This is a genomic window from Pantoea sp. nfd-35 (genome assembly GCF_056892255.1).
The window spans coordinates 3658623-3670876 of sequence record NZ_CP122403.1 but is presented as its reverse complement, the minus strand read 5'-3'; the positions used below and the strand labels follow the sequence as shown (position 1 = coordinate 3670876).

Below are 12254 nucleotides of genomic sequence, written 5' to 3'. Positions count from 1 at the left end.
GAAGAGCGGGAGGCATTCAGTAATGAATGGCGCTCTGACATGGACTGGCAGCGATGTCTGTCCCTTCTGAGTAGTGTGTTACGATTTCGCCAGCAGGGTTATTCTGCTGGTTTTTTTTACGTTGTAGGTTTGGGTCGGGGTTCCATTGTTCCCGTTTCTCCCGTTGTTCTGTCAGGGATAAGGCATGAAATCTTTGTTATCGTTCTCGCGCCGTTTCAATCCGGTCTTTTTGGCTTTTATGGTGACAGCCTTTATCCTCGGCGTGGCCGGTGCGCTGCAGGCGCCGACGCTGAGCCTGTTTTTATCGCGAGAAGTACAGGTGCCACCGCTGTGGGTCGGGCTGTTTTTTACCATCAATGCCATCGCCGGCATTGTGGTCAGCATGATGATCGCAAAGCGCTCCGACAGCGTTGGCGATCGGCGGAATATCATCTTAGTGTGCTGTATCCTTGCCCTGGCAAACGCCATACTGTTCGCGTTTACCCGCCATTACCTGACGCTGATAACGCTGGGCGTGCTGTTATCGTCGCTGGCGAACGTCGCCATGCCGCAGCTCTTTGCGCTGGCGCGAGAATATGCCGACAGTTCCTCGCGCGAAGTGGTGATGTTCAGTTCCATTATGCGCGCTCAGGTGTCGCTGGCGTGGGTGATTGGGCCACCGCTGTCGTTTGCGCTGGCGCTGAATTTTGGTTTCGTTACGCTGTTCAGCGTGGCGGCCGGCTTGTTTTTTCTCTGTTTCCTGCTGATCTGGTTTACCGTGCCCTCGGTGCCGCGCGCGGCTTCCCTGATGCAGTCGGGCGGGATCCCCCTGAGCGGCTGGCGGATTCGTGACGTGCGCATTTTGTTTGCCGCATCAACGCTGATGTGGACCTGTAACACCATGTACATTATCGATATGCCGCTGTGGATCAGCAACGATCTGGGCCTGCCCGAAAAGCTTGCCGGTCTCTTAATGGGCACGGCCGCCGGGTTGGAAATCCCGGTCATGATCCTGGCCGGTTTCTATGCCAAACGTTGGGGTAAGCGAAAGATGATGGTGGGCGCGGTGGCCTCCGCCGTTGTGTTTTACAGCGGCCTGATTCTGTTTCACAGCCACCTGGCGCTGCTGGTCCTGCAGGTGTTCAACGCCCTGTTTATCGGCGTTGTTGCGGGCATTGGAATGTTGTGGTTTCAGGATCTGATGCCGGGGCGGGCGGGCGCAGCCACAACCCTGTTTACCAACAGCATTTCGACCGGCATTATTTTGGCGGGGTTATTTCAGGGCATACTGGTTGAACATTTTGGTCACGGCAGCGTTTACTGGGTGATTGCCGCGATTGCTTTACTGACGCTGGGAATGATACGCAACGTTAAAGACGTTTAATAAGCACGTTCCCCCGGCATAACAGTGCCGGGGGAACGGTGCTTTAGAGCACAATCCGCTTAATATCGCCAATGATAAAGATATAGGCGACTAAGCCAATCACCGCAGTGATACCGATATACACGAGCGCATAAAAAAAGCTGCTTGTCATTGAAATGATAATGCCGATAATCAGGGGCGCTAAAATCGAAGCCATATTGGCGCAAAAGTTAAATATACCACCAGTGAGTCCTGCCATAGAAGCCGGGGCAATATCTGCGATTATTGTCCAGCCCAGACCGACCATGCCTTGTCCAAAAAAGGCAATGGACATAACGATGATAACGGCGCTGTCTGAACTCATCCAGTTAGCCGCAATAATCGTGCCGGAAAGCACCAGGCCGCTAATAACCGGAAGTTTTCGGCTCAGATTAATAGATCCTGTTGCATTCAACAGTTTATCTGAGAGCCACCCGCCAAAAATAACGCCTACAGCGGCAGCCATAAATGGCCATACAGAGAAAAAGCCCACCTGAAGCCATTCCAGTTGCCGTTCTTTCGCTAAATAGGTGGGAAACCATGTCAGAAAAAACACCAGGGTCGTATTTCCAGCGAATTGTCCGAGACTGGCACCAATAATTTGCCGGCAGCAGAGTAAACGTTTGGCATCGGGCCAATTAAAGGGCGCGTTTTTTAATGTTTCAATGGGTTCATTATTGATAATGTAATCAATTTCTTCCTGATTGGCTTTTTGGGATGCTTCAGGCTCATGGTAAAGTCGCCACCAAATAAACGTGAACAGAATACCGGCTCCGCCGGTAATAAAAAAAAGGCTGCGCCAGCCGTGATACTCCAGAATGAGATAGAGTAAGGGCGAGAAAGCCGCCAGACCAATATATTCCCCGACAGTATAGGTTGCGGTGGCGCGGGCACGTTCATGACGCGGGAACCATTTTGCCACTACGCGACTGTTAACCGGAAAACAGGGTGCTTCGCTCAATCCCAGCCCCAGTCTCAGTAAGATCAAAGACTTGAGCCCAAGAGTAAATGTTTGCAGTAGAGTGAAAATCGACCACAACAGCACGGAAAGGGCGTAGGTCAGTTTGTTACCAAAGCGATCTAAAAACATCCCTCCGGGGATTTGTGCCAGCGTATACGTCCAGGCGAAGGCAGAAAAAGCCACGCCCATCATAGCGGGATCGATTTCAAGTTCGCGGGTGATTTTTGGCGCAACGATGCCTAAAATTGTCCGATCAAGATAGTTAATCATTGTGCCAGCGGATATTAATAGCAGAATGATTATTCTGACTTTCGTGGGTTTATTTTTCGGCGTGCGCCTGCCAGCGTGTTCCTCATTGTATAACTTTTCCATGATGTATCCCTGAAGTTTAAACTATTTTTTGATGTTTTTTTTACATTGAAAAATAGTCTGATATTGCTAATTTTTTTGTTTCTTTATAGCATTTTTTAAGCGTCATTAATTTTGACCTGAGTACATAATTAGTCCTTTTAACGGTGATAAAGTAGCGATAGCAGATTTACTTTTCATTCAAAGGCAAATGCCATGAACCTCAAGCAACTTTATTATTTTAAACGCCTGTCAGAAACGGAGCATTACACGGAAGCGGCATCCAGTCTTTTTATCACCCAGCCCTCGCTTAGCCATGCTATCGCTGAGTTAGAAAAGGAGTTAGGCGTTTCACTCTTTTTCCGTCAGGGCAGAAATGTAAGGATTAGTGAAAGTGGGAAATGTTTTTTACCCTATGTTGAGACAGCACTGTCGGCACTGGAAAATGGCAGGGAGAGGCTAAAAAACAATCACCTTCTGTGCCGGGAAAATATCCGAATTGGGTTTATCTATACAATGGGGGAATATGTTATTCCGCAAATTATCAACAATTACTCCCAACACTTTCGTCATAATGATGTGACATTCTCTTTTAAACAGGGGACGTCAGTTGCGTTGTTGCAGTCACTCAAAGCGGATAAGGTTGATATGGTCATCTGTTCGCGGATTGGCGACGATCCTGATATTGAATTTATCCCGGTTATTGAACAAGAATTAGTGGTAGTGACAGCGAAAGATCATCCGTTAGCGCGTCTTCACGAAAGCGACGTTGATTTAGCGGAAACCATCCATTATCCCTATGTCTATTTTTCAGAAAGTAGTGGGCTACGTCCGTTTATTGACGACATCTTTCACCAGCAAACGCTGTCACCGGATATTGCCTGTTATGTGGAAGAGGATTTAGCAATGGCTGGGTTGGTCAGTATCGGCTATGGTATTGCCATCATGCCAAGAATTGCGGCGCTCACGCACTACAATCTCCATATCCTGACGATCAAAAATTCGCTTCCACCGCGTTATATTTGTCTGGCGACAATTAAAACAAAAATGCTTTCACCGGCGGCGCTGAGGCTAAAAAACTTTATTATTACGCACAGTGATGTCGCCAGGAAACATGCCCAAAGCGCGGCTTTGGGCATGTCCGCCGCTAGGAAAGCGTCTCCATCATCTCCCGCAGTTGTGTAACGGCGATTTGCCCTGGTGCCGAGGACTGGCCCAGGGTGCCAAACGTCATTGCGGAACCGAACAGGCGTCCGGTGACCCGACTGACTCCGCCCATTTTTCCCATCGACATCGTGATAAGCGGCCGCGTTGCGTAGTGCTCTTTCATTAACAGGGTCGCAGACAGCAGCGTCAGCACATCCTGAGGTGTTTGAGGCATTACGGCAATCTTGGGCAGGTCTGCACCTAAATCCTGCATGCGACGTAACCGGTAAATGATCTCTTCCTTCGCGGGCGTTTGGTGAAAGTCATGATTACTCATAATGACCTTAACACCTGCGTTATGCGCCTCGCTTACCAGCGAACGGATGCGTGACTCATCGTTAAACAACTCAATATCAATCACATCAGCCAGCCCGCTTAAGGCGGCCGCGCGGTTGAGCGCGAAGTATTGGTCATCACTGATGTCCATTTCGCCACCTTCTTTTTTACTGCGGAAGGTAAAGAGCAGCGGCGTTTCCCCAAGTTGCTGACGAATGTCGGCCAGCGCCAGCAAGACTTGCTTCTCGTCTTTACCCTCGATGAAGTGGTCGACGCGCCATTCGATAATGTCTGCCTGTGCGGAAGTCAGTAACTGTGCTCTGGCCTGAAGCTCCTCGCGAGTGCGGCCTGTCAAGGGCACACAAAGCCGCGTTTGCCCTGCCTGAAAGACGATTTTTTTAACCCTAACCGTTTGAGTCATAGTCATTCCTGTTTTAACTGTTCAACTAGCCGCTGTAGCGGACTGACGGCGTGTTTCCGCACAATGACGTTGAAATTGGCGGGAAGCGATATAAAGCGCAAGGATAAAACCTGTCACCGCAATAATCAGATCAAACCACATGATGCTGGCGATACTGGTTCGTGAAAGATGCGCTGTAAATAAAGGGATGGTAAAGCTGGCCAGACTGCCGGCGGTATAAAACACGCCTGTCGCAAAGCCTTTCGCTTGTGGAAAACTCATCGCCATAATCGTTGCACCTAGTTGCATAACGCCGCCCGCGGCCGCAAAACCAAATACGAACGCAAAACCGGTAACAATCAGTGGCGTTGGATAGAGGCAGACGATCAGCAGTGAGAGGGCCGACAGGAAGGTGTAAATGACCATCGCGATGGCTGAGCTCAACACTTTTTTCACCATAACCGCAGTGACGAATACGCAGGTCAGCGATCCTGCCGTGTAGATACTGAGTAACTTCACCGATGCGGTGTAGGGCATGCCCGCGACAAACTGCCCATACTGTGCCAGCCATTGGCTCACCAGATAAAACGTCGCCATGCTGATATAGCCGTAAAAGGTGAACACAACCATATCCAGCTGATACAGACGACTACGCGGTGGCGCGGTCACGCTGGCTGATGTTTCCGAGACTTTCTGTACCCGGTGATCGGGAAACGGCATTTTGATCAGGTAGATTCCGCTCATCGTCATTAAGGCTGCTGCCAGCACGAATGACCAACCAAACCACAAATCCGCCCAGATAAGCAGGCTAATGATAAACGGCAATAAAAATTGTCCGGCGGAGACAAACGCTTTTATCAGCACGTTAGCGCGGCTGGCGGAGTCCGGAAAGGCCTCCATCAGCGCCGGATAGGTAGCAGAATCAAGGAAACTGTTAGCCATTCCTGCCAGCACGCCAAAGAAATAGGCCGTGTAAATATCCCGGGTAAACAGGATACCGATGAAAAAGGCCACGTAACTGATGATGCCAAAATAGACAAAAGGCTTTCGGCCAAAACGATCCGACAGAAAACCGGTAACGATGGTAATCAGTTTGCCAATGCCCAGTGAGGAAATCACAATCGATACGCCCGCCGCATCGGTGTTCCATTGCGCCTGCAGGTTAGCCATGTTGAGAGTGATGACCAGCACCCCCATGCCATGAATGAGGTAATTGAGATACAGCCCGGCGGCGGTGGGAATATACTTGTTTTTCATCTCAGCCATCCTCAAAAAAGGATGTTTTTGATGTGATCAACCGGCATCGGTTTTCCCGTCCAGATTTCGAACGCGCTTGCGCCTTGCCACAGCATCATGCCGAGACCGTTAATAATACGGCAGCCTTTTTTCTCGGCCGTCTCAAGCAAATGTGTTTTACGTGGGATATAGACCACATCGGAGACAATAAGCTCAGGACGCAGGAAGCTCTCGTCGGGAAGCAGCATCTGTCCTTCAAAGGGTTTCATGCCGACGCCGGTCGCATTGGTCAGAATAACGCTGTCGTTAATTTCAGCACGCAAACGATCGTGGTCGTCGAGGTCAAAAAGGTGAATCTCACAGTCAGTATGGGCGCGAATCTTCGCAACGGTTTCCTGGGCATTTGCAAAGAATTTATCGCGTTGGTTAAAGACCGAGATCGCCTTAACGCCATCCAGGGCGGCTTGAACGCAAATGGCCGTTGCCGCACCGCCCGCGCCCAGAATCGTCATCTTTTTGCCCAGAATATCGATGCCCTCTTCAGCGAGGGCGCGCATATAACCTGTCCCATCCGTGATGTGCCCGGTCAGCACGCCGTTATCATTGACGACGGTATTCACCGCGCCCACAAGCTGTGCTGCGGGAGACAACGTATCCAGATAGCGGCAAACCTCCGTCTTATTGGGCATGGAAACATTGCATCCGCGCAGCTTCAGCGCACGAAAACCCTGCACCACCTTCTCCAGTTCCGCAGTGCCGACCTCAAAAGCCAGATAAACATAGTCCAGCCCAAGGTGCGCGAAGGCTTCGTTGTGCATGGTTGGCGACATGCTGTGGCGAATGGGGGTGGCGATCAGTCCAATCAGCTCGGTATGCCCGGTAATACGTTCTGCCATGATAGTGTCCTCAGTAAGTTAAAAGTGGAATGCTTGTCGCTTCGTGGCTGCCCAGTGCGCCAGTCTCTTCCAGGGCATCCAGTACGTTGCGTCCTTCGCGTACACCATCAATAATTCGCCGGGCTTTCAGGCTGTCGCCGATGTTCATTATTTTGATATGTCTGGCGGTGGCCCAGCGCTCAACGGCCTCGAAACCGCTGCGGTTGGGGCACATCCCCAGACAGATAAAGCCGTAGTCGAAAGCGATGTCGAAGGTGTGGTGGGCGTTTTTAACGCGGAAGCGATCGGGTTTGACCTCAATGAGCTGCGTGTCCATGTGTTGTTCTACCTGGTGCTGTTCAAGCAGCGCTAACATGGCACTCTTTGTGATGATGTCGAGGTCGCGTCCTGGTGAATTCTGCATTTCAATCAGTACTGCTTCAGCGCCCCGGGTGGCAAAATACTCGATGACATCGAGTCCAACGGCACCGCCGCCGACCGCGGCGATACGTTTGCCTTGCAGCGCGCTGAATGTATCCAGGTGTTGAATCATGCCCGTAATCGTGAACACGACGCTGCCGGGGCGGTCGATCGTCTCATGTAATCCCGCAATGGGCGGCAGCAGGGGGACAGAGCCCGTGGCATTAACAATTAAGTCGGGACGCAGAACCTCAAGCTGCTCGGGCTGAACCTGTTGTCCCAGATGCAGTTGTAAATTCTCCAGCCGGGCCATACGGTTGCGCAGGAATTGCGGAAAATCGGCAATACGTTTTTTTTCGGGTAATCGTGCGATCTCGACAGCCAGCCCACCGATATGGTTTTTGGCTTCGAACAGCCAGGTCTTGCACCCTACCTCTGCGGCGGTGCAGGCGGCTTCGATGCCTGCCGTGCCAGCCCCGATCACGACGACACGCGTCGGTCGCTTGACCTGGCGCTGCTTATAAGCGTCGCCATGGATGATATCGGGGTTAATTGAGCAGCGAAGGGGAAGAGAGCGGGCGATGCGATGGTCGGCGCATCCAATATTGCATGAGATACACTTACGCATCGTCTCCTCATGCCCACTCTGTACCTTTTGTACCCAATCCGGTTCAGCAATCAACCCACGACCAATGGCGATCAGGTCCGCGTCACCCTGAGCAAGAATGTCTTCAGCAAGTTGCGGGGTGCGGATATTGCCTGCGACAACGGTGGGCTTATTAAATCTGGTGCGAACGGCACGTGACAGATAGCGTTTCCAGCCATCCTCTTGAGACATTTGGTCTATCTGTAAATACAGGTTGTCATTCTGCGCCGCTGACACATTGATGATGTCGACCTTTTCCTGACAACGTTCAAGAATGTGTAGCGAATCTTCCAGCGTGTTTCCGCCTTGTAAGAAATCATCCGCGCTGATACGCAGGCTGATGGGAAACATCGGTCCCACGCAGGCCCGAACTTTGTCGACAATCAGGGTTAAAAAGCGCGACCGATTCTCGATATTGCCACCAAATTCATCAGTACGCTGATTAAACAGTGGAGATAAAAACTGACTGATTAAATAAGAGTGACCGGCATGAATCTCTACGCAGTCAAAATTGGCGCGTCTGACGCGTTCTGCTGCGTCGCCAAATTTGTCAACCGCCCGATATATTTCCTCATGCGTCATCGGACGGGGAATATTACCATTCTTTTTGGACGGGACCGCGGAGGCGGAAATGGGCATTTCCCCATTTAGGCGATAGGCATAGGCTGATGCACCGGCGTGGTTTAACTGGATGGCGACACAGGTTCCATGTTTATGCAACGTCTCGGTAAGTTTGTATAAGCCAGGAATATACTGATCATTATCAATGCGCAGTTGTGTGGTGCCGTTCGACGCGAAGGGAAAATCCACACAAATATTCTCAATCGTAATGAGCCCAGTGCCGCCCCTGGCGCGAAGCGAATAGTAATCAAGCTGTTCCTGAGACACTTCGCCATTCAGACTGGCCAGGTTGGTGCCCATTGGCGGCATGATGACACGGTTTTTTAATGTCATTCCGTTGATTGTGAGCGGGGTAAACAGGTGAGGATAAGCGTGCATACAGAGTCTCCACAAAAGATCCGACAGCCAGGCTGAGACGACCTCGATGTGTTTTGCGTTAATCTTTATCTGTGGCGATGATAGCGAGGGGGAATGAGCGGAAATAATGCTTTTTTTTCTACAAGCTATAGGTGAGCTCTATGGAGTTAACGATCAAATAACATAAAAATGAAAATGATATTAATTAAATCAGCAAGCCATTTACGTCTTGTGAAAAAAGAGAAGGGAAAGTTGAGAGGGAAATGATGCGAGTCAAAATATCAACGTTGTTGCTGAATAAATAACAGGAGTTCTGCAATAAAATAAATCGCGATTAATTGTTTTAGCGCAGTTTTTGCCAGATGAAAAAAAGCCCGAACGGCAGAGCCGAACGGGCTGGTTACATTATTTACGCGTTAACGCATAAAGGCAGGCTGGTTACTTTCGTAAGCCGAGATCGCGCTTTCGTGCTGCAGCGTCAGGCCGATACTGTCCAGCCCGTTCAGCATGCAGTGACGACGAAAGTCATCAATCTTAAAGCTGTAGGTGTTGTTGCCCGCTTTCACGACCTGCGCTTCCAGATCCACTTCGAAGCGGATACCCGGATGCGCATTCACCAGCGTAAACAGCTCCTCCACCTGCTCATCGCTCAGCGTAACCGGCAGCAACTGGTTGTTGAAGCTGTTGCCATAGAAAATATCGGCAAAGCTGGGCGCAATCACCACTTTAAAGCCGTAATCGGTCAGTGCCCAGGGCGCATGCTCACGTGACGAACCACAACCAAAGTTTTCCCGCGTCAGCAGGATAGAAGCACCTTTATACTCCGGAAAGTTGAGAACGAAGTCCGGATTGGGTTCCAGGCCGTGATCGTCCAGGAAACGCCAGTCATTGAACAGGTGGGCGCCAAAGCCTACGCGGGTGACTTTCTGCAAAAACTGCTTTGGAATGATGGCATCGGTATCGACGTTAGCGGCGTCCAGTGGAACCACCAAACCAGTATGTTGGGTAAATTTTTCTGCCATGATGGTGTCCTTATGTCAGGCTGCGAATGTCGGCGAAATGGCCATTAACGGCGGCAGCGGCGGCCATTGCCGGGCTAACCAAATGCGTCCGTCCGCCACGGCCCTGGCGGCCTTCGAAGTTACGGTTACTGGTTGAGGCACAGCGCTCGCCGGGGTTCAGACGGTCGTTGTTCATGGCCAGACACATTGAGCAGCCGGGCAAGCGCCACTCAAATCCTGCTTCAATAAAGATCTTATCCAGCCCTTCCGCTTCGGCCTGTGCTTTAACCGGGCCTGAACCCGGCACCACCAGTGCCTGAACGCCAGGCGCGACCTTACGCCCTTTGGCAATCGCGGCGGCGGCACGCAGATCTTCAATGCGTGAGTTTGTGCAGGAGCCAATAAAGACTTTATCAATGCTGACATCGGTCAGTTTGATGCCGGGTTGCAGATTCATGTAAGCCAGCGCTTTCTCCGCAGAGGCGCGCTCGACCGGATCGGCAAACGAAGCCGGATCGGGAATCTGCGCATCCACCGCGATCACCTGGCCGGGGTTGGTTCCCCAGGTCACCTGCGGTGCAATCTCTTCCGCATGCAGCGTCACCACGCGGTCAAACTTAGCGCCTGGGTCGGACTTCAGCGTGCCCCAGTACTCAACGGCCTGCTCCCATTTTTCACCTTGAGGTGAAAACTGGCGACCTTTCAGGTAAGCGAAGGTGGTCTCATCCGGGGCGACCAGACCGGCTTTTGCGCCCATCTCGATAGCCATGTTGCACAGCGTCATGCGGCCTTCCATGCTCAGCGCTTCAATCGCCGAGCCACAGAATTCAACAACGTGGCCGGTACCGCCTGCGCTGCCGGTTTTACCAATAATCGCCAGTACGATATCTTTCGCCGTAATGCCCGGCGCAACCGTACCTGTCACTTCAATCTTCATGGTTTTGGCACGGCCCTGTTTCAGGGTTTGCGTGGCAAAAACATGCTCAACCTCTGACGTACCAATACCAAAGGCCAGTGAACCAAAGGCACCGTGCGTCGCCGTGTGGGAATCGCCGCAGACAATGGTCATGCCGGGCAGCGTCATGCCTTGCTCTGGCCCAATCACATGCACGATGCCCTGGAACGGGTGATTCAGGTCATACAACTGCACGCCGAATTCGGCACAGTTTTTCATCAGTTCCTGCATCTGAATACGCGCCATTTCACCCGAAGCATTAATATCTTTGGTCTGGGTGGACACGTTGTGATCCATGGTGGCAAACGTCTTTGAAGGCTGACGAACTTTACGACCGTGGGCACGCAAGCCATCAAAGGCCTGTGGCGAAGTCACCTCATGAATCAGATGACGATCGATATAGAGCAACGGTGTTTCATTCGGCGCTTCGTGAACGACATGTGCATCAAATAACTTCTGGTATAAGGTTTTCATTTTATTATTTTTCCTCGGCGATAAAGCGGGCAATGATGCTGCCCATCTCATCTGTGCTGATCGCAGAGCCGTCACCGGCCAGGTCTTTGGTGCGATAGCCTTCCGCTAACGCCCGGCTGATGGCGCGCTCAATAGCGGCGGCGGCGTCATCGGCATTCAGGCTGTAGCGCAGCAGCAGCGACAGTGACAGGATTTGGGCAATGGGATTAGCAATATTTTGCCCGGCGATATCCGGCGCCGAGCCGCCAGCCGGTTCATACAGGCCAAAACCGTCTTCGCTCAGGCTGGCGGACGGCAACATGCCCATTGAGCCGGTGATCATCGCGCACTCGTCTGACAAAATGTCGCCAAACAGGTTAGAGCACAGCAGCACGTCGAACTGAGAAGGATCTTTGATCAACTGCATGGTGGCGTTGTCGATGTACATGTGGCTCAGCTGAACATCGGGATAATCTTTCGCGATCTCGTTCACGATTTCCCGCCACATAACGGATGTTTGCAGCACGTTAGCTTTATCGACAGAGGTGACTTTATTACGGCGCTTGCGGGCGGACTCGAAAGCCTGACGCGCAATGCGTTCGATTTCAAAACGATGATAGACTTCGGTATCAAAAGCGCGCTCGTGCGGGCCGCTGCCTTCGCGTCCTTTCGGCTGACCAAAATAAATGCCGCCGGTCAGTTCACGTACGCACAGGATATCGAAACCGCGTGCTGCGATATCGCTGCGCAAGGGACAAAAAGCTTCCAGGCCGCTGTAGAGCGCCGCAGGACGCAGGTTGCTGAACAGCTTAAAGTGTTTACGCAGCGGCAACAGCGCCCCGCGCTCGGGTTGAGAGGCCGGGGGCAGGTGCTCCCACTTAGGGCCACCTACCGATCCAAACAGGATTGCGTTGGCCTGTTCGCAGCCTGCAACGGTAGCCGGTGGCAAGGGTTCGCCGTGACGGTCAATGGCGATACCACCGACGTCGTACTCACTGGTGGTAATACGCAGGTTAAAACGCTGACGAATCGCATCCAATACTTTGATAGCCTGGGCCATCACTTCCGGGCCGATTCCGTCGCCCGCCAGTACTGCGATATGTGAAGAGTTTGACATG

At 51.8% G+C, this 12254-nt stretch carries 10 protein-coding genes; 2 read left to right on the top strand and 8 right to left on the bottom strand.

What is annotated here, in order from left to right; genetic code table 11:
* The first annotated feature begins 184 nt into the window (after positions 1-184).
* Positions 185-1363 (top strand): MFS transporter, encoded by a 1179-nt coding sequence (locus P9J57_RS17110; RefSeq protein ID WP_013024590.1) that lies wholly within the window; start codon positions 185-187, stop codon positions 1361-1363.
* Positions 1364-1406: 43 nt separating this feature from the next.
* On the opposite strand, the gene P9J57_RS17105 is transcribed toward P9J57_RS17110, so the two are convergent.
* Positions 1407-2714, bottom strand: a complete 1308-nt coding sequence (locus P9J57_RS17105) for an MFS transporter (protein WP_105083198.1) — start codon at positions 2712-2714, stop codon at positions 1407-1409.
* Between the two features lie 192 nt (positions 2715-2906).
* Here P9J57_RS17105 and P9J57_RS17100 point away from each other — a divergent pair, with 192 nt between their 5' ends.
* A complete protein-coding gene (locus tag P9J57_RS17100; RefSeq protein WP_014606599.1) occupies positions 2907-3875 on the top strand; it encodes a LysR family transcriptional regulator in 969 nt (322 codons plus the stop codon).
* On the opposite strand, the gene aroD is transcribed toward P9J57_RS17100, so the two are convergent.
* From aroD to leuB, 7 genes are all read right to left on the bottom strand, one after another.
* Positions 3838-4593, bottom strand: a complete 756-nt coding sequence (gene aroD / locus P9J57_RS17095) for a type I 3-dehydroquinate dehydratase (protein ID WP_028714816.1) — start codon at positions 4591-4593, stop codon at positions 3838-3840. The two genes, P9J57_RS17100 and aroD, sit on opposite strands and share 38 nt — an antisense overlap.
* Before the next feature lie 21 nt (positions 4594-4614).
* Complete coding sequence (locus tag P9J57_RS17090; protein ID WP_022622257.1) at positions 4615-5829, bottom strand: MFS transporter; 1215 nt, start codon at positions 5827-5829, stop codon at positions 4615-4617.
* A gap of 11 nt (positions 5830-5840) precedes the next feature.
* Entirely contained in the window at positions 5841-6704 is an 864-nt protein-coding gene (locus P9J57_RS17085; protein WP_014606596.1) for a shikimate dehydrogenase, read from the bottom strand.
* 10 nt (positions 6705-6714) lie between these two features.
* On the bottom strand, positions 6715-8748 hold the full coding sequence (locus tag P9J57_RS17080) for an oxidoreductase (protein ID WP_483279307.1): 2034 nt from the start codon (positions 8746-8748) through the stop codon (positions 6715-6717).
* Between the two features lie 395 nt (positions 8749-9143).
* On the bottom strand, positions 9144-9749 hold the full coding sequence (gene leuD / locus P9J57_RS17075; RefSeq protein WP_013024597.1) for a 3-isopropylmalate dehydratase small subunit: 606 nt from the start codon (positions 9747-9749) through the stop codon (positions 9144-9146).
* Between the two features lie 10 nt (positions 9750-9759).
* Entirely contained in the window at positions 9760-11157 is a 1398-nt protein-coding gene (gene leuC / locus P9J57_RS17070; protein WP_014606594.1) for a 3-isopropylmalate dehydratase large subunit, read from the bottom strand.
* A 4-nt stretch (positions 11158-11161) separates the two neighbouring features.
* Positions 11162-12253, bottom strand: a complete 1092-nt coding sequence (gene leuB / locus P9J57_RS17065) for a 3-isopropylmalate dehydrogenase (RefSeq protein WP_022622256.1) — start codon at positions 12251-12253, stop codon at positions 11162-11164.
* Between the last annotated feature and the right edge of the window lies 1 nt (position 12254).